Here is a 20,641-nt window from a genome sequence, read left to right as displayed (position 1 = left end):
AATAACATGTAGTTGAAAACGATGCAGCTGAAAGATTATTTGTCGAATGCGAAGCGGAAGCCGCTGCGGTTGGTCCGGCATGCGGAAGGAAGTTTCGCAAGTGATTCTCAAGTGTTTCACAAGCACCCGGAAAGTTTTACTATTTTTAAGAACGTTTTGGAACGTATTCTCAACTTTCTCTTTACGGTGCTGATAGGCCATTGTATAATGTGATAGTGGTGGCTTTACTCTACCACATTTTTCTACCTGCATTTACAAGTTTCTGCGACATGTTCTTACAAGGGTTAAAGCATGATTGCAGACATCATTTATATCATCATATTGCTCTACTCTGGGAAGGAGGTGAATCGGCAGATGAGGGAAACGAGCAATCCTATTTCCACACAACAACTGAAGCAATTCAGAGGAGGAGAAAAAAAGGTTATGAAGAAAAGTTTGTCTTTGCTCGTAGCCATTGCCATGGTGTTCTCCATGTTCGCATCTATGGCATCCGCGGCTGAGCTGACTACGCAACAAAAGTTCGATGCCTTGAAAGAGGCTGGCATCTTCACCGGCTATCCGGACGGAAGCGCTGGTCTCGAGAACGACATGACCCGCGCGGAGTTCGCGAAAGTGCTGGCTCTGCTGAACGGCCTGGACCTGAACAACGCCAAGGCTACATACTCCGATGTGTCCGCTAACCACTGGGCGCGCGCACACATTGGTGCTGTATCCGATGCAGGTCTGATGAACGGTATCGGCGGCGGCAAGTTCGGTCCGACGATCGTAGTAACGGTTGAACAACTGGCTAAAACGATCGTTCTGTCCAGCGGTCTGCAACAATCCAATGCAGAAGTAAAAGGTACGGTCAGCAACTGGGCGAAAGGTTACGTAGCTGCGGCTATCGAAGCCGGATTCATCCCGGAACAGTCCGACTACACGGCTAACGCTACTCGTGGCCAACTCGTCGACGCTTCGTACGAAGTATTCGTGCAAAAGCATAAAACGACGATCACGAAAGCCGCTCAAACGGGCGCTAAAACGATCACTGTCGAATTCAGCAAAGCGCTGACGGACGACGAGAAGAAAGATCTGACGTTCGAAGTGAAGAATGGCAATAATACGATTGCTGTTACCGCTAAATATGCAGAAGACAACAAATCTGTTGCTCTGACTGCAAGCTACCTGCCGGAAGGCAACCTGACGGTAAACGTTAAAGGTTTCGATCCGCTGACGGTTAAGACGGAGAAAGAGCGTGCCGCTTCGATCGAAATCGGCGCTCCGACGCTGCAAAAAGCCGACAACCAGGATCTGCGCGTCAAAACGCTGAACCAGTTCGGCGAAGAAATCAAGTTCGCTACGGTTACCGTTACGGCATTCAACGCAACGAAAGGCATCAGCATTCCGGTAAGCGCAGGGAAAGTAAACCTGGCTTCGGACGATGTTGCCAAAGTTGACGATACCATCGTCGTTACGGCAACCAATGTGAACGGTCTGTATGCTTCCAAACAATACAAAGTTGTTACGGCAAGCTCCGCAACGAAGATCGAAATCGGCGAAGTTCAACCGCTGAAAGATAAAACTCGCATCACCGTTGGTGACAAAGGCCTGGTTCTGCCGATCAAGCTGACGGATCAATATGGTCAAGAAATCAAGCTGAACGCTACCACGGCACCGAAAAAAGTAGTAAACAACTTCTTTGCTCTGGACGGTATCACGTTCTATGCCGGCGGAACTGGCGCAGTCGACAACTTCTCGGTTGACAAAGACGGCAAAGTAACGTTCGAAGCAACTCAAGCAGGAACTGTCACAATTACCGCAACGAATGCTGCTGTAGCTAACGCTTATGCTTCTGTCACGGTTAATATCGTTAACCCGGCTGAAGTGAAAGAACTGAAGCTGAGCAACCCGAACTCTTTCGTTGTATCCGGTGAAGAAGTAGTCGTTCCGTTCGAGGCTGTAGATTCGTTCGGCGCGGTTATCGATCCGAAAGAAGTTTCGCTTGACAAAGTTCGTTTCCTGTCGGCTGTAGAATTTGCGGCTGGCTATCCGAAGATCAACGGCAAAGGTGAACTGCTGTTCAAGTTTGCCGGTCACGGCATGACGAATGTTCTGGTTGTCGTTAATGGTTTCACCACTTCTCAACTGCAACTGGACGTTCTGAAAGCTTCCGAATTCCAAGCTCTGAACGGCGTAAAAGACGTTCTGACGACGCTGGTTGAAGGTGCAAGCGTTGAGTTTGACAAGGACAACATCACGTATGTTGACCAATATGGCCGCACGAAGAATGTGACGGACGGTACTTATACGATTGAGACTGCTGACGCTTCGATCGCCAAAGTCGAGAACGGACGTCTCGTAGCTGTCAAAGAAGGCAGCACGACGCTGACGATCAAGTACACGGCCGTACAAAATGCAACTCCGCTGGAAGTTGGCGTAACGGTTGTCAAAGCTAGCGACGTTAAAACCTATGAGATCAAATCCGTAGGCACGATCTATGGCAATAAAGATCAAGGTTTCGACAGCAAGTATGCGAAGACTGTTGAGCTGGTCGGCAAAATCGGCGATACGCAAGTAGCACTGGTGAAGTCGACTCCGGACTTCGTAACGAGCTCCGTTCCGGGTGTAGTGGCTGTTGATTCGTACGCTTCCAAAATCGTAGGTAAAGCAGCCGGTACGTCTACTATTGCAGCTTATGTAGGCAGCAATAAAGTTGCCGAAGCTTCTGTAACGGTTTCTGATGCAGCTCCGGTTGCAACTACCGCTAAATTCAAAGAAGCTGAATACAAAGTTGCTAAAGACAAAACGATTACGGTTCAAGTGGAAGTTAAAGACCAATACGGCGTTGATTACGCAACGGCTGGCGTCCTGCTTTCGGGTGACACTGCTGTGGCAACGACGAGCGGTCTGACGGTAACGGGCGTGAAGAAAGGCTCGACGACGCTGACTTACGTAACGTCGAACGGCACTACGGCTACGGCTTCCCTTGAAGTTACCGCCGAGTAATTTGTAACTCAAAAAAGCAGAGACCCCAGGGTCTCTGCTTTTTTATATACATAAACAAGCAAATTTTGCATAATTCTCGAAACAATCATAACCCCTCATACGTCTAACATAGTAGAAACGTACAGGAGGAATGATTCGTGAATCATAGGTGGTTGAAGTATGGGGTCGTCACCGTTACCGCTTCGGCAATGTTATTTTCCAGCACTCCAGTTATAATTCCGCAGACAGCGCAGGCGGCTGCAGTTCAGAAATCGATCTCGTCGCAATATGTCCGGCTTAATTCGACGAGTGTTTTATCCGTAAGAGATGCTCATTTCCTGATGCAGGAAAAAGGGAAAGTGCTGGCTTTTAACGTTTACATAACGAACAACAGCTCGCGCCCGCTTAATTTGATCGACTATTGGATTCGGGTAAAAACGAAAAACGGCAAAGTTTTTAAAGCAACGCTTGTGGAATCGGACAAAGAGAAAACATTCGTTCCGGCAAAGACGACGGAAACGTTAACGTACTACGCCGTTGTAGATTCCGGCACGAAGTTGTCCGATCTGCAGTTTCAGGCGATAAAATGGGATTTCAGCGCAGCCAATTACGAGCGCTCATTGGGAACGATTTCGGCTCCGAGCAATGCAACGGACAAAGTAGGCGCATTCAAGGCTAAAACGATGCGCTTCCAGAACACAAAAATCCGTTCCGCAGTGAAGCAGGCTTTCATTACGGAAGATAAAAGCAGTGCATATATGACGATCAACTTCCTGCTCGAAAATTCAGGCTTGCAAGCGGCTAACGTATCCGCATTGAAGTTTTATGTTCAGACCGAAAGCATGTCCGTCTATACCGTCAACGCACCGGATTTGGAGCAGATGGTCATTCAACCGAAAGAGCGGAAGATCGTGACGTTGAATGTGACGCTTCCAAAGTCGGTTGCCCGCAAGCCGTTGTCGATCGTCGCGGCATTGAACGATGAAGCGAGCAAGGTGCAATTGCCTTTGGGCGTCTATGCTTTGCCGTCCGTCAAACCGGCCGCCGCGTTGGCTTACGGCAAAGCGCGTACCGTGTACATGAGCGGGCAGCCGATTCGCACGTCGGTCGGAGCTGCCGTGCTTACGGAAAATGACGATGGATACGGATTGACTATTGATTTCAAACTGAAAAACATCGGTTCGAATTCGATTGACACGCCGAATCTGGAATTTATTTTGCATACGAAAGGCTATGTAAGCTATCCGCTCACTTATTCAAAAGAAGAGAACGGGAAGCTGCTGCCGAATATCGAGAAAAAGCTGGAACTAACCGGTCAGATCCCCGACGAGGCGCAGTTGAAAGATGCCACGATCGAACTGAGAATGGGAGCGACGGAAAAGGACAAAGGATACGTCATCGGAAACTACAAAACGGTCTCGCAATCGTCGGCTCCGAGCGAAGGATCGCTCAGCAGTTCTTTCGTCTATGACGAAAAGTACGAGATCAAATTGAATAGTATTCAGCGTTCTCCGCTTCAGGACAGCGATATGCTCGTAGCCGATATCACCGTGACGAACAAAAGCAACGAATCGCAAAAGATTCCAAATCTGAGCGGTTACTTTATGGTTAACGGCGTGAAAGTGGAAGGCGATTACAAGACGATCAGTCTGGATGACACGATCACGATCGCGCCCAAAGCGACCTACAATTATGCCGTCTATACGAAAATTCCGTATACGACTACAATCAATAGCGTGTCCTTTGTAAGTACGGAACCTGTGCAAGACAAACCGGCGAAAAATCTGTACCGGTTTACAGGTCAGAAGTTGAGTGAAGTACCGGCATACGGCGTTACAAGAGCTTATGAAATTACGAATATCGGGAAGAAAGCAAACGCGACTCTGCTTCGTTCCGTTATATTCGAGGGCGAGAAGACAAGACATTTTTACTCAGAGTTTGTCTTGACGAATAAGGAAGCGAGAGCGGCTAATATTGCACAGCTTGGCGGTTATGTGCAGGATGCGAGCGGTCAAGTGGTGCCGGTCCAATTCTCTGAAACAAGCGGAAAACTGATGCCCGGCGGCAAAATCTTGATTTCGGCATGGGCGAAACTGCCGAGCCAGTTCGACATTTCGAATTACAAGCTGTTTATCGGTCAAGGTGTGGAAGCTGCCGGTACCGGAACGCCGCAGGAAGGCAAACCGGCGCCTGTCGCCGAACGGGTTATCGTGAAGCCCGTCTCCTACTCCCTGTCAGGCAGCGGCGATACCGGTATCGATACCGATCTGAAAAACATCGCTTTGGCCGGTCACGAGCTCTCACTCCAAAAAATACGCGCTCAGTTGAGAGTAATATCCGGCTTTACGGTTGAAGGCATCGATTTGTCAACCCAATATACATTGACGCAAAACGAAGAGTACGATGTGATTGCCGGCGAACGCAAAATTATGATCGAATTTGTCAATCAGGACTCCCACCAGGTAACCTATAGCAAAACATTTACGATTGACAAAGAGGCGGAAGGTCAGGAAATGTTAAAGAAAGGTACAAATGTGCCGCTGACGATCACGTTCGCCGATCCGGAAGTGCAGAGTAAAATTTCGGATTATAAAAAATACAAGCTGAACATTTACGAAGTATTCCAGGATACCAAGCTCTTGATCGCTTCGAAAGAACTGACCTGGTTCACGACGGAAGATTGATAGAGGAATCGCCGATTTATTGGCTAGAACAAGGTAGACCGCTCTGCCGGAATGAAGTATGCTAGATTTATATGGCAGACGGAAGGGGTTAGCATGTTGCGTATGAAACAGCAGACGATACGACTGGCCGCCGCAATTGTCATTCTCGGAACCGGTTTGTGGATCGGAACGAAGTGGCCGTCTTCCGCCGATGTAGGAGGCGGCGCAGCCGTTCCGGGATCGGTGGACGATCCGGTCGTGACGAAGAGCTATGTCGATCAACGTCTGGCCGCATTGGGCGGCCAGTCCGGAGGAGGAACGGGAGGCGGCGGAACGACCGAGCCGTCTAACGGGCAGGGTGCCGCTTTTCAGGTTGTCGTCGTCAAAAAAGGAAAGACGCTGATCGCGCATGAGGGAGCGCAAGCCGTCGTCCGTTCGGGCAAGGCCGTTGCGTATTCACCAGACAAGAACGGGATTGCCGATGTAACGGATGGTATCGATTTGACGAACGGCAAGGCGGTGCCGGAAAACCATCTGATCCTGTTCCCGCGGGGCGGACGCGGAGTGACGACTGCCCCCGGCTTTAACGGCAACTTGACCGTCATTATCAGCGGCGGATACGATTTGAAAACTTTGCCGTAGTTATTTTTACCCTTATTGACAACAAGTTATACGCTTCGAAGAGCGTGAGGCCGAGCACAATAATGCCACTCCCCTTATCATGAAATCAACCCGGAGGTGCATGAAAGATGGCTCGACGCTCTTCGAATCAAGTTGTCGTTCCGGAATGCCGGCAAGCCTTGAATCAGATGAAATATGAACTGGCCGCTGAGCTTGGACTGGTGTCGCAAGCGTCGTTCGATACCGAATTTGCCGGCGAATTGGGTACATCTGCAAACAGCGGATACGGACGCGTCCAATGGGACAGCATTACAACCCGGGATGCCGGATACATCGGCGGCAATATTACGAAACGGCTTGTCCAACAAGCCGAGCAATTGCTTAACGGCAGCAGATAGTATCGAAATACAGAAAAAATTTACAGAAAAAATTGATGGAAGTGCCGTCAACCGCTATCCGTTGACACCAAGCGACAGTTGGGGTATTATAATGTCCTAGAAGCGTGGTCAAACAACCTTTTCCACTTCGGAAAAGGTTCATTTTTTGTGTAAGAGCAATGCCCTTATCCCATACTAAGGCTGTAGGAGGTAGATACGGATGTCGGTGAAAGGCAGACACCTGTTCACGTCGGAATCGGTCACAGAAGGCCATCCGGATAAAATTTGCGACCAAATCTCGGATGCGGTGCTGGATGCTTTCCTGGAGGTCGATCCTTATGCGCGCGTCGCTTGCGAAGTTTCGGTGGCCACCGGTCTTGTGCTGGTCATTGGCGAAATCAGCAGCCGCGCCGATTATGTCGATATACCGGCGATTGTGCGCCGCACCATCAAGGAAATCGGTTATACGCGCGCCAAATACGGATTTGATGCGAGTACTTGCGCAGTTTTGACATCGCTCAACGAGCAGTCTGCCGATATTGCGCAAGGTGTAAACGCGGCGCTGGAAAGCCGGGACGGCAAAGACGTGAGCCAGGAGAGTGAAAACATCGGCGCCGGCGACCAGGGACTGATGTTCGGCTTCGCAACGAACGAAACGCCTGAATTGATGCCGCTGCCGATCGCGCTTGCGCACCGTATTGCCCGTCGCCTGTCGGAAGTGCGCAAGGACGGCACCCTTGACTACCTCCGGCCCGATGGCAAAACCCAGGTAACGATCGAATATGTGGATGGCAAGCCGGTTCGTGTCGACACGATTGTCGTCTCGACCCAGCATGCGGAAGAGGTAACGCTGGAGCAAATTCAACGCGATATTCGCGAGCATGTCATTGCGCCTGTCGTGCCGACGGAATGGCTGGACGACGAAACCAAATACTTCATTAATCCGACAGGCCGGTTCGTGATCGGCGGACCGCAAGGGGATGCCGGTCTGACAGGCCGCAAAATCATTGTCGATACGTACGGCGGCTACGCCCGTCACGGCGGCGGGGCTTTCTCTGGCAAAGATCCGACGAAGGTCGACCGTTCCGCAGCTTATGCGGCCCGCTACGTGGCCAAAAACATCGTTGCCGCAGGACTGGCGGATAAATGCGAAATTCAGCTCGCATACGCGATCGGGGTTGCCAATCCGGTATCGATCAATGTCGACACGTACGGCACCGGCAAAGTATCCGATGAGAAGCTCGTGGAAATTATCCGCAACAACTTCGATCTGCGGCCTGCCGGCATTATCAAAATGCTGGATTTGCGCCGTCCGATCTACAGCAAGACCGCGGCATACGGTCATTTCGGCCGCACCGACATCGATCTGCCATGGGAACGCGTGGACAAAGCCGACAAGCTCAAAGCAGACGCTATGGCCTGATCCGGCATTGCCGAATATATTATGCCCCTGATATGAAGGGCCGTTCGGGATATCTTTTCCCGAGCGGCCCTTTTATTTGTCCGAAACGATGAATACCAATCTATCGTAAAGCACGAAAAACACCGATATATGTTAGTGTTGGACATTATAAAGGATTAACATTGACATTCAAAAAATATGTGAACAAATGCATTGCATGGGTACTGATCGCCATAATTGGCGCCATGATCGCAAAACCTGTCAGTGCGCAATCGAACCCGGTGCTTCCCGTTCCGGTATGGGAATGGAAAGGGGCCGGTCAGATTATTGAAACGCCCTACCATTATAAAAATACTGCCTATCTCGTATCCAGCGGTGAAGTGGCCAGCGCAACGAAAGTATGGCCGGTAGTAGTCTTAACAGCTGTAGACGTTAACAGCGGAAAGAAGAAGTGGAGCTATACCTTCTATGAGAAAGGAACGCCTTATCCATTATCGACAAGTCCGTTAGTCTACGGTTCAGACGGCGCCGTATATGCAATGGTGAGTGATGTAACCGGCAACAAGCTGTTTGCGGTGAATGCGTCCGGCAAAGCCAAATGGATAATTCAGGTGCCGGAGGCGGATGAACTCTATATGATGCGAGACGGTACTTTGCTGCTGATCGACCGAGACAAGCGGGACTCGTCCGGAAAAACGGCGAATTGGGTTTACAGCTACAACGCAAGCGGTAAGCAGATCGGCAAAAAAACGATTGGAGATATCTACAGCGTTGTGGACGGCCAATACATTGTTTCGCAGGTTGAATTTTCTGCCAAAGATTCGAAGGGGGCTTATCAAAAGATTCGGGCCGATTTTTACAATTCGAAGCTAGGCCACGTTTTCTCTCATTCTTTTCCGGCAAGAGCGTATACGGATATTAGTGAAGCGGTATGGACATTGGATGGCGGGAACGTGATGTTCCGGGTCAATATCCCGGAAAAGGGAAATCAGCTTGTCGCAGTGAATGCCAAAGGGAAAGCACAGTGGCGTCTTTCCATTGCGGGCAATGCGGATGTCGAATCGGCAAAAGGCGGATTCGCCGTATTCGGAAGCAATGAACTCCGATTTTACAATGCAAAGGGCGGTTTAGTAACGAAGAGAAAACTTGTCGTGCAGCATGAAGCTCCTATGTTCACGCTATGGAAAGCGGCGGATCAAAAGCTGCTGGTTCGGATGAACGATCGGCAACTGATCGTAAACCCGGCAACTTTGAAAACATTGTACGAATTTCCGCTGGATACGGCGATGTAGAGTATCGTTATAATGGTAACGGTTATTTGTACAGGATAAGCGAATCGGGCAGCCGAATCTCCCAATTTGTTTTGTAGTAAGAACTTCACCCCCTTTTTTCGCCATGAAAATGCACCCTTTAGAATTCATCGGATTAACCAAAGGTTTTTCCAATGTCTATTCTAAAGGGTGCATGCTACCCGGCAGCTCCCCAATGCCTTTTGCATGCGCCATTCCCTTTTTTCCTCCCGCTCTAAACTATTAGCAGGAAAATACCGACAATAACGGTACGAGTGTGTAGAGGGAGTGAGAAGCATTGATCCGGATTCGCCGTTTTATGATCCGAATGCTGGTGGCCGCACTGCTGGTGCAGAACGCGGTCCTATTCGCGGGAGAAACGCCGGCGGCCGAAGCGGCCGGAGGACATCCCGCGCTTGTCCATGTCAGTCCGGCCGATAACGCCGAGAACGTTCCCGCCAATACGAATCTCGTATTGACATTTGACGAGAAGATCAGGGCGGGAACCGGCTCCGCGTCGGTCACGATACGCAAGACGAGCGACAATACGGTCGTCGAGTCGTTCCCGATCGCTTCGAGCAATCGGGTAACGATCGGCGCGGGAGCATTGCAAAATCAGGTCATCATCGACCCTACCAACAATCTGATTGACGGCGAGAGCTATTATGTGTTGATTGACGAAGGTGCGTTTCGAAGCGACAGCGGATTCAACTACCCGGGCATTTCGAGCGCCACGGCCTGGAATTTCTCGGTTTCGGCAGCCGATACGAAGGCGCCGGCGGCGGTAGCCATGTCGCCGCTAGGTGCGAACGCGCCGGTACTCGGCCCGCTGACGATTCGTTTCGACGAGAAAGTATACGCCTCCAGCGGTTTCATTACGATCCGCAACACGGCGACGGGAGAAGCGCAATCGATCAGCGTCACCTCGGCCGGCGTACGGGGCAGCGGTACGGATAACGTGACGATTGCGCTGAATGAGGCGCTTGAGCCGAATACCCGATACGAAGTGACGGTGAGCGCCGGAGCGTTCCAGGACGGAGCGGGCAATTCGTTCTCGGGCACCTCGGGATGGTCGTTTACAACCGCCAACAATCCGATGGCCATTCAACGTCTGGAACCGTCGAATAACAGCCAGGATGCCGATCCGAGGGCCGAGCTCCGTCTGACGCTGGATCGGAACGTGCGCATTACGTCTGGATCGAATGCGGCGATCCGCATTAAAAAGACAGCCGACAACAGCTCGATCGACATTCCGGTCAATTCGGGGCTGGTACGGACCGAGGGCAATGTCGTCATCATTTCGCCGGGGACGCTCGCTTACGGCACTTCCTATTACGTCCTGATCGACAGCGACGCTTTCCGCGATGCGGCGACGAACCAGATTGCGTTCCAGGGCATTTCGGATGCGGCCGTCTGGACGTTTACAACCAAACCGGGAGTCGATACGGAGCGTCCGTTCGTTGAAAAATACAGCCCGGTTCCCGGAGGATCGTTCGGCTCGGCAAACGGCAAGCTGACATTGACGTTCAACGAGCCGGTATATCCGGGCAGCGGCAGCATCGTCATTCGCAACGCTGCCAACGATATGACATTCGCATCCATTCCGGTTACGGCAAGCAATGTGACCGGCGGCGGAACAAGACAAATCACAATCGATCCGGGGGCCGCCTTCGTACAGAACACCACTTATTATGTGGAGATCGGAAGCCGGGCGTTCCGCGACGCGGCAGGCAACACATACGCCGGTATTCCTTCCGGCGATCGAAATACGTGGCGGTTTGCCGTCACGGAAGATACGTCGGCGCCTTCCATTCTGTCGTTGTCTCCGGAGAACGGCTCCAACAGCATGCGGACGGACAGTCAACTGACGGCCATATTCAACGAACCGATCGCCATTCCGGCCGGCAAGGCGACCGGATCGGTATTTATTTGCCGTCCGGGCTCGGCCGACCGGATTTCCGCTGTAGCGGCGGTCGATCCGAACCAACCGTCCAAGCTTGTCATTACGCCGGATCAGCCGCTCCAGCCGGCAACGGCTTATTACGTCGAAATCGCGCCCGGAACGGTGACGGATATGGCGGGCAATGCGTTTGCCGGCATTTTGAACGAATACCGGTGGGCGTTCCGCACGATCGGCTCGGACAAATCGCCGCCGACGCTGACCAAGCTGGAGATGGCCGGAGCGGCCACCATCCTGTTGACGTACAACGAGCCGCTCGACGCCGGATCGGTCCCGTTCCCGGCCAATTACTACGCAACGGTGAACGATTTGCCCCGCACCGTAATTGATGTGGCGATCGACGGCTCGACCGTTCGTCTGGCGCTGGAAAGCGGCGTCGTATTCGGACAGTCGGTTAAGCTGTCCTATTCGCCGGGAACGAAGCCGCTGCGCGACCTGTCGGAAAATGCCGCTTCCGGATTTGCCAACCGTCAGGTCGAATATGCGCAGGATGCGTTGCTGCCGAGACCGGTAAGCGGTCAGGTGAACGGCAGCGAAGTCACCATTACGTTTAATGAGAATCTGGCTTCTTTACACGAATCTGCGTATAGTCAATTTCAAGTCTATGAGGCCGGCTCTGGCAGAAGCGTTATTCGGGCTTCCGTCTCCGGCCGGGTGCTTACCTTGGTTGTAAGCGGTACGTTCTCGGAAGGAAAGGCGGTGTCGGTGTCCTATTCGGCAGGCTCTTATCCGTTGCGCGACCGGGTAGGGAATGCCGTACCGTCATTCAGCCATTTCTATGTCCGCAACGCGCTCGACAACCGTCCGCCCGTCATCCAATCGGTGAAGGCCAGCGGGACGAAAGTGACGCTGACGTATGACGAAGGACTGAATCCGTCTTCTGTTCCGTCCAAAGGGCAGTTCTCCGTCGTTGTCGGCGGCTCCGCCCGCACGGTGCAGACGGTGGAAATCAAGAACAGCCAGGTCATTCTGACCATCTCGCAAGCGGTCGCGGCCGGGCAGACGATTACGGTCAGCTATGTGCCGGGATATCCTCCCATCGCCGATATGGCGGGCAATGCGGCCGCCGGCTTTAACGGCATGTCCGGGACTGTCGAAGCGAATACCGGACAGTTGGGCAGCGCCTATATTCAAGGCAATACGATGACGCTCGTTTTCCAGCAGCCGCTAAACAGCAGCTATGTGCCGTCGAGCAGCCAATTCACCGTCCGGTACGGCAATACGCTGCAGTCGGTCTATCAAGTGTCGGTGAGCGGGCAAATCGTGACGCTGACGCTCTACAATCCGGCAAGCGCGGGCGATACGGTGACCGTCAGCTACAGCAAAGGTACCAACGGCTTGATGACGGCATCGGGCGAATGGGTGGAAAGCTTCACCCAGGTTACGGCAGTCAATCTGTCCGCAGGAGGCGGAGGCTCCATTCTGCCGACCGATTACGAAAAGTATGCCGATGGCGGGATCATGCTGCGCACGTCGACGGCGGTAACGTCGACGGATACGTCGGCAGCGGGACGCGCCGCCATCCGCTATACGTTGCTGGCCGAAAAGGTGCTCGGCGCGTACCAGACGGCCAGAACATCCGGGACGACGCCGCGTCTTGTCTTCGAGATACCGGCCACAGAGATGTCCGGCATCGTAGCGGTTCCGCTCAGCGCGCTGGAGTCGGCGCGGAATCAATCGCAGGAGGCGTCGCTGCTCATTGTGTACGGGAAGATGTCGCAGGAAATACCGCTGAAAGCGATCGATTTCAAAAAGACGGCGGACATGCTGAATGCGGGCGGTGCGATCGGGCACCTGCTCCTCCGGCTCGATAATTCCTCGACCGCGCCGACGGGGACGCTGCTATCGGACATCGTCCGCTCCAAAGGGCAGCTGGTCGGAGGACCGTTATATTTCGAAGCGGCGGTGACGAACGGAACAGTGGTCCGTACGCTGGATCGTTTCGAGAAGTATGTCACCCGTACGGTCGAACTTCCGACGACGGCCGATCCGTTGAAGACGGCGGTCGTCCGAATGGATACGGCGACCGCCAAGCTCGGCTACGTGCCGACGAAAATAACCCGATCCGGCTCTTCGACGAAAGTGACGTTCATGCATATGCAGAGCGGCTCCTACGCGGTCGTGCGGGGCGGAGTGGAATATTCGGACATGAACAACCACTGGGCGCGGAACGATGTCATGCTGCTCGCAAACAAATATATTGTCGAAGGCCGGACATCGGCCCTGTTCGCGCCGACGGAACCGATTACGCGCGCCGAATTCACCATGTTCCTGGCGCGGGGGCTCGGCCTTCCCGGCGACAGCGAGGCGGCCTACCGGTTCCGCGACGTCAATCGCGCCTCGTCGTTCGCGCCTTACATCGGCGCGGTCGTCAACGCTTCGATCGTCATCGGAACGCCGAGCGGCGACTTTAAACCGAACAGTCCGATTACCCGGCAGGAGATGGCTGTTATGATGATTCGGGCGATCGAGGCGGCCGAAGGCGAAGTGACGTTGAGCCAAGGCGCGCAAGCTTATTTGCAGCGATTCAACGACCGCAACCGGATCGGAGGCTGGGCGACGACGGCCGTAGCGCAGGCGGTGTATGCGGGAATCATCGAAGGCATGCAGGGCGGCCGTTTCAGTCCGCTTTCGAATGCTTCGCGCGCGGAAGCGGCGGTTATGGTGAAACGGATGCTGAACTATATCGGCTTTGCCGATGACTAGTATTCGATCATAAAGTTGGGATGAGCGGTCCCTGTCTTTCGGCACAGCCGGGAGGCAGGGACCGCTGCTTATGTCTGATCTTGATGAGAAATTTGGTAAAAAATTTTTAAGAAACGTAACTTTTCCTCTCTCTCGTAGTCTATTAGTAATAGAATAGAGATAGGAGAGTTGCAAGCAGAATGCGAAAACGAACAGAATACGAAACTCATCTTGCCAGACGAATCGCCAAACCGTTGGTTGCCATTACGCTTGGCGGCGTCCTGCTGCTTCAGCCGGCGGCGGGACTGCTTCCGTTTTTCGGAACGGCGCCGTATGTTGCGGCCGCTGCGGCGGCATCGATGAAGATGACCGTCATTCATCAGGAAATGATCACGGCCGGCGCCGAGCGAATCGATTATGTATGGGAATCGACAAGAAGCGGCAAGCCGGTGAAGGCGAACGTTCACGTTATCCGGGTCGATCTGACCCATCCTTACGTCCGGCTGGATGCGATCAGCGGCAGCGGAGGGACTGTCGGAAAGCTCAGCTCGGTAATGAACATGGCGAAAGCGGCCGGCGCCGTGGGCGGAATCAATGCCGATTTCTTCGTGACCGGCACGGAAGGATCGCCCATGGGAGCGCAAGTGACGCAAGGGCAGCTCGTATCGAGTCCGATGAAGCTGAACGGCATGTATATGTTCGGCATCACGAAAGACCGGAAGCCGGTGATCGACATATATACGTTCGAGGGCTCCATTACCGCCGCGGACGGTTCTTCCTTCCCGCTCGCCGGCATCAACAATTCGACTTACCGGACGGAGCCGGACAACGGTTACAGCCATGCCAACACGATCTATATGTATACCAGCGCATGGGTGGGGAACGAACGACCGAAGAATGCCGCATACGCGACGCCTACCGAAGTGCTGGTCCGCGGCGGGATCGTCGAGCAAATTTCGGAAGGCAAAGCGATCGGAGGGGCTCCGCCGGCCGACGGATACATACTTCGCTCGCACGGCAAAGCCGCGCAATTCATTCGCGATCATGTGCGGATCGGCGAGCAGCTGCAAGCCGATTACCGGCTCATATCGAGAACGAGCGGCCAGCCGGTCGATCCGGCCTCGTTCGACATGATGGTCGGGGGCCATACGATTTTGGTCGATCAGGGCAAGCCCGCCTCATTCTCCCGGAGCATCTCCGGCATCAGCGGCGCGACGGACCGGTCCCGGTCGGCCGTCGGTTATTCCAAGGATGGCCGGCACGTCTTTCTGGTTACGGTCGAAGAATACGGAAGCAGCCAGGGCATGACGCTGGCCGAGCTGCAGCAGGCGCTGGTGCAGCTGGGCGTCTGGAAGGGCGTCAACCTGGACGGCGGCGGTTCGACGACGATGGTGGAACGCCCGCTCGGCGAGACCGGATTGCGGCTGGCCCATCCGACGGAATACGGCGATACGCAGCGCAGCGTCGCGAACGGCATCGGCGTCTTTACGACGGCTCCGCAAGGCCAGCTGCGCGGCATTGCCGTGAGCGGTCCGAGCGTCGCGTTCATCGGGCAGCAGGTTTCGTTCAGTCTGAAAGGCTACGACACGTATTTCAACCCGATCGATCCGGGCAACGTCACGCCCAGCTGGAGCATCGACAAACCGATCGGATCGCTCAAAAACGGCGTCTTCACCCCGACGAAGCCGGGGCAAGCCGTCATCACGGCCAAGTCGGGTGCGGCATCGGGCAAGCATACGGTTGAAGTGATCGGGCAGGATCAAATTGCGGAAATGAAGATCGGCACGAGCGGAGGCACGTTGGCCACAGGGGCGAAAATATCGGTGCCTGTCACGGTGAAGCTGCGGGACGGGCGGCAATATACGGTACCGCCGGAGTCGATCGATTGGCAATTTATCGGCTTTACGGCGAATCGTCAGCAGGACAACCTCGTCATCGGCAAAGTGAGCGCAGGGGTCAAGAACGGCTACGCCATCGCGCGCTATGACGGCTTCTCGGCGCTGCTGACGCTGTCTGCAGGCGGCGCTTCAGCCGATTTCGAGAACTTCGAGAAGGTGGCGTACCCGATTACGTTCCAATCGACATCCGGCGTAACCGGCACCGTGAAAGTAGTCAGCGGGTTGCCTGGGCGCGAATCGTCCAAGGCGCTGCAGCTGACGTACGATTTCACGAACGGCAAAGGAACGAGGGCGGCATACGCGGTGCTGAACGGCAGCGGCGTGACGATCGCCGGCGCGCCTACGGCTCTGTCCGCGGATGTATACGGCGACGGCAGCCTGAACTGGCTGCGCGCGGAATTTATAGATGCGAACGGCAAGGCGCATCTCGTCGATTTGAAGAAAACGATCGATTGGACGGGTTGGCAGGAAGTGCGGGCCGACTTGACGGGGTACGGGATGGCCCATCCGGTCAAGCTGAAGCGGATTTACGTCGTCAGCCTCGAGGAAGGCAGGGACGAGCGGGCGGAATCGGGACAAATCGCGATCGATAATATCAAGGTTCAGCTTCCGTCCTCGATTCAGGACCCCGGCCGCCCTGTCATTAAAATGACGCTTGGGAGCAAAACGGCGACCGTGGACGGCAAGCCGGTATCGATCGGCGCCGCTCCGTTCGCGGAGAAGGGCGTTACCTATTTGCCGCTCCGCTTCGTCGCCGACGCGATGGGCGGGACGGTGAACTGGAATCAGAAGGAGAAGCGCGTGACGGTGCTGCGCGGCGACAAGCTGCTGGAGATGGTTGTTGGCAGCAAGGAATTCCTGTTGAACGGCGTACGCAAAACGGGCGCGGTAGAGCCGATGGTCCGTTCGGGATACACTTTGGTCCCGATCCGGCTCGTCTCGGAGCAGCTTGGCCTAGAAGTAAAATGGGACCAGAAAACCAAACAGATTACCGTCCAATGAAGTGCTTCTCCGACCGCGAATTATGGTATCATAAGGAAGTACCCTTTAAGCAGAAAGGTAGCAGAGCCCTGTGGACCATCGGATTACGGACATTGACCGTGTGATCAAAAACGCCATCAACGTGATGGAAGAAAGCAAATATCAAATATATGAAATATGCGAATCGGCCCGTGCCGAATTGGGTTCGCTCGAGTCTGAACTGAACAAGGTGCTCAAGGAAACGCTCCAGACGATCGACAAGGTCGATCGTCTGGAGCAGGAATACAGGCTTGCCCGCATTCGGCTGACGGAAGTGAGCCGCGATTTCGACCGCTACAATGAAAACGACATTAAGGCGGCTTACGACAAAGCCACTCAGCTTCAGCTCGACCTGCTCGTTTATCGCGAAAAAGAGAATTATTTGAAAGCGCGCCGTGACGATTTGCAGAAGCGGGTGAAAATTGTCGAAAACTCGATTGAGCGCGCCGAAACGATCGGCTCGCAGCTCAACGTCGTGCTGGAGTACTTGTCCGGGGACCTGAATCAGGTGACCCGGATTTTGGAATCCGCCAAAAATCGGCAGCTCATCGGCCTCAAAATCATTTTGGCCCAGGAAGAAGAGCGCAAGCGCATTGCGAGGGAAATACACGACGGTCCCGCCCAGTCTCTGGCCAATTTAGTGCTAAGGACCGAAATTGCGGAAAGAATGCTGAACAAGCAGGAATTGCAAATGGTCAAGCACGAATTAGTAGATTTGAAAGGGCAGGTTCGGTCCGGTCTGGAGGAAATCCGGAAGATCATTTTCAATTTGCGCCCTATGGCCCTGGACGATTTGGGTCTTGTTCCCACGCTTCGCAAATACGTGCAGGATTTTGAAGAAAAAACTCGAATTCATTCCACATTCGAAACAATCGGGAAAGAGATCCGTCTGCCTTCCGCTATGGAAGCGGGAATTTACCGGTTGGTACAGGAAGCGTTCACGAATGTGATGAAGCATGCGCACGCCTCGCACGTTTCGTTGAAGCTGCAGTACCAGGCGCAGATGGTCAAGATCTCCATTCAGGATAACGGTGCGGGATTCAACACCAAATTTGTCGAAGCGCGGTCGAAAAACAGCTCTCATTTCGGACTTATCGGGATGAGGGAACGAGTCGAGCTGCTGGAGGGGAGGATGGATATCGAGTCAAATATCGGTAGCGGGACCCTAATTACGATACACATCCCCATCAATGCGGACAACGAAAGGAGACATAAATGACGATGGACCTGAAAGCTACAGGCGGCAAGCGGAAAATCAAGCTGCTCATTGCCGACGATCATCAGCTCTTCCGCGAAGGGCTGAAACGCATTTTGAATATGGAAGACGATTTGGAAGTCATCGGCGAGTGCAGCGACGGCATTCAGGTGCTGGAATTTTGCAATCATACCCAGCCCGAAGTCGTATTGATGGATATTAATATGCCGGTGGAAAACGGCGTGGTGGCGACGGAACGTCTGCGGAATATGTTTCCGGACATCAAAGTGATCATACTGTCGCTCCACGACGATGAAAGCTATGTGTTTGAAACGCTGCGCAAAGGCGCGACCGGCTATCTGCTGAAAGATATGGAAGCGGAGTCGCTCGTCAATGCGATTCGCTCGGTCGTAAACGGCTATGCTTATATACATCCGAAGGTGACAGGCAAGCTGATCAACCAGCTCAGGCGGATGACCTATCTGGACGAAATGGGCGTTGTGTCGGGCGTGGCGGCCGGACGCGAGTCGGGCGTCAAATTTGTGGCCGGGGAAAACAACCCGTTGACGCGCCGCGAAGCGGAAGTGCTGCGGCTGATGGCGGAAGGCAAGAGCAACAAAATGATTGGCGAATATTTGTTTATTAGCGAGAAGACGGTCAAAAACCATGTCAGCAGTATTTTACAAAAAATGGAGGTCGATGACAGGACGCAGGCGGTCATTAATTCCATTAAATACGGCTGGGTTACGCTTTGATTCATACATGCCGCTACGAAACGAGCTTTGCGATGCATATGTGCCGCAAAGCTCGTTTTGTTCATGATGCCGGACCATCGGCCGGGTTCGCCCTTTTACCGGCTTTGTCCGTCCATGTCCGGAACCACCGGGCCCAGATTTGCATATATTGGCACAAAGCCGGCGAGGAGCCGCCATGCGATAAAGCTGCTCGGCCATAAACGCGGGGAAACGCGAAAGGGGCGCTGGCAAGTATGGCGCTGGGTTGCCCAGCCGCAAGGAAGGTGTCCGTCCTATGATAACGATATTGTTTGGAGTGCTCGGCTGCTACATCTTGGCTGCAATATCGGTTCATCTGTTCCGTCGATGGTCTCGCAACCGTTCCCGGCAGCAAAGGCATTTTATTTTGCTGGCCGACAATAATCAGCAAACGATGGAATGGTATATCCGTTCGCTTCACCGTCTGGAGCGCAAATCCGGCACACCTGTCAAAATAACGGTCGTCGACAAAGGCTCCACCGACGAAACGATGGCGATCGTCGACCGTTTCCCGAAAAGCGGCATTCATGTCGAAAAGGCCGTGCTGCCGGCGAGCGTTCGGGATGGAACGAACGAAACGGGAAAATTCCGCAAGCTGCCGATCCGGCGGAGGATTGGCATGAGGCCGGTGGAACCGCTGCATCTGATGTGGATGCTGCAGGCGGAAGGCATCGTGACGGCGCGCGATCATGCGGTACTGGTCGATTTGCGAAATCCGGCCGATTTGTCGAAGCTGCCGCTGTAGACGGGCGGAGCACGGCGGGCAGAAAGCAACGCGCGGGGAGCGCCGCGAATGCCGCGGACGGGATTGCCTGCGGCATCGCTGAAGGATATAATAATAGCAAGCATAAAATAGGATAGCGAGTACGAGTGAAGCACACCGTACGGCCGCCGAAGGGCGGGCCTGCGGTGTGCTTTTTTTGATGGCAGGCGCTTGAGACGGCGGAGCGGCTTACGGTACATCGCATACCATACCGAGGACAAAGAAGTGTTCTTGAAGCTTTGGAAGATTTGGAAGCTATGGGAGGGGGATCAAGGTGAAAGCGGAAGTCTACGTCGTACTGGAGCGGGGACGGGCGCAATTGTTGTGGACGGTCGCGCCGGAAATCGACAAGGCCTATTGGCTGGAGCCGGGCTTCCGGGAGGAGGCTGCCCGGTATGCATCGGCCGCGCGGTCCGCAAGCGCGGACCGGTCGGCGGTTCATGCCGGCGCGATCGCCTATGAACCGCTGCCTTCTCGGTTGCGCCGGTGCCTGTTTTGGTCCGAGCCGCTGCCGCTGGGACAAGCGGCCGGCCTGGCCGAGCGGTGGCCCCGTTCGCCGGGCGGCGGGTGGGACGAGCGGTCGGCGGCGGAACAGCTTGCCCGGATGGTGCGGGAAGACATGGAGGAGAACGGCCGCAAGCGGAGGGGCGGATTGTTGCGGCACAGCGGATGGCGGCTGCCGGTTTTAAGACCGGAGCGCCGTGAGCGTTCGCGGCAACCGGCCGGTATACCGCCGGAACGCCCGGACCGCCCGCGGCAGCCGGCCGGCCATGTGCGCCTGCACGCGGCGAACGGCGGTCCGATCGGCATAGCCGACGCCCGCCGGCTGACGGCGCAAGCTTGCAGGCTGGCCGAGCTTTGCCGGGGCCGTGCGCTGCTAAGCGGCGAAGCGCAGGCGCTCTTCGCCGCGGCTGGCGTTGACGGCGCCGATGCGGCAGCCCCGGCGCTGCAGCTGGCGGCGCTGCTCGGCCGGCTGCGCATCGGCCCGGCCATCGCGCCGCTGCCGGCGCCGCGCTTCGCCTGGCTGCGCC

General features: G+C 54.5%; 11 protein-coding genes and 1 pseudogene. All 12 read left to right on the top strand.

Annotated elements, in window-relative coordinates; genetic code table 11:
- Nucleotides 1–354: 354 nt before the first annotated feature.
- Entirely contained in the window at nt 355–2,985 is a 2,631-nt protein-coding gene (locus ABEV74_RS19635; protein WP_430148738.1) for an S-layer homology domain-containing protein, read from the top strand.
- 137 nt (nt 2,986–3,122) lie between these two features.
- Entirely contained in the window at nt 3,123–5,648 is a 2,526-nt protein-coding gene (locus tag ABEV74_RS19630) for a hypothetical protein (protein WP_430148735.1), read from the top strand.
- Nucleotides 5,649–5,741: 93 nt separating this feature from the next.
- Nucleotides 5,742–6,269 (top strand): hypothetical protein, encoded by a 528-nt coding sequence (locus ABEV74_RS19625; protein ID WP_235593334.1) that lies wholly within the window; start codon nt 5,742–5,744, stop codon nt 6,267–6,269.
- A gap of 107 nt (nt 6,270–6,376) precedes the next feature.
- Nucleotides 6,377–6,646, top strand: coding sequence for an alpha/beta-type small acid-soluble spore protein (locus tag ABEV74_RS19620; protein ID WP_062490279.1), 270 nt, complete (start codon nt 6,377–6,379; stop codon nt 6,644–6,646).
- Nucleotides 6,647–6,845: 199 nt separating this feature from the next.
- Nucleotides 6,846–8,048 carry a methionine adenosyltransferase gene (metK, locus tag ABEV74_RS19615; protein ID WP_062490281.1) on the top strand — a complete coding sequence of 401 codons (1,203 nt, stop codon included), beginning with the start codon at nt 6,846–6,848 and terminating at the stop codon, nt 8,046–8,048.
- A 161-nt stretch (nt 8,049–8,209) separates the two neighbouring features.
- Complete coding sequence (locus tag ABEV74_RS19610) at nt 8,210–9,319, top strand: outer membrane protein assembly factor BamB family protein (protein ID WP_430148733.1); 1,110 nt, start codon at nt 8,210–8,212, stop codon at nt 9,317–9,319.
- A 295-nt stretch (nt 9,320–9,614) separates the two neighbouring features.
- Nucleotides 9,615–13,982: an Ig-like domain-containing protein gene (locus ABEV74_RS19605; RefSeq protein WP_430148730.1), complete on the top strand. Its 4,368-nt coding sequence runs from the start codon at nt 9,615–9,617 to the stop codon at nt 13,980–13,982.
- A 179-nt stretch (nt 13,983–14,161) separates the two neighbouring features.
- Nucleotides 14,162–16,861, top strand: coding sequence for a stalk domain-containing protein (locus ABEV74_RS19600; RefSeq protein ID WP_430148727.1), 2,700 nt, complete (start codon nt 14,162–14,164; stop codon nt 16,859–16,861).
- Nucleotides 16,862–16,931: 70 nt separating this feature from the next.
- A complete protein-coding gene (locus ABEV74_RS19595) occupies nt 16,932–18,098 on the top strand; it encodes a sensor histidine kinase (protein ID WP_430148724.1) in 1,167 nt (388 codons plus the stop codon).
- A gap of 2 nt (nt 18,099–18,100) precedes the next feature.
- Complete coding sequence (locus ABEV74_RS19590; protein WP_430148721.1) at nt 18,101–18,829, top strand: response regulator; 729 nt, start codon at nt 18,101–18,103, stop codon at nt 18,827–18,829.
- A gap of 274 nt (nt 18,830–19,103) precedes the next feature.
- Nucleotides 19,104–19,592, top strand: a complete 489-nt coding sequence (locus tag ABEV74_RS19585; protein WP_430148718.1) for a glycosyltransferase family protein — start codon at nt 19,104–19,106, stop codon at nt 19,590–19,592.
- Between the two features lie 292 nt (nt 19,593–19,884).
- Nucleotides 19,885–20,641: pseudogene (locus tag ABEV74_RS19580) on the top strand (hypothetical protein); the annotation flags it as partial.

Source organism: Paenibacillus cisolokensis (assembly GCF_050481165.1).
GTDB classification, from domain to species: Bacteria; Bacillota; Bacilli; order Paenibacillales; family Paenibacillaceae; genus Paenibacillus_AH; species Paenibacillus_AH cisolokensis.
The sequence above is the reverse complement of the archived record's forward strand: the minus strand, read 5'-3'. Positions and strand labels throughout refer to the sequence as shown.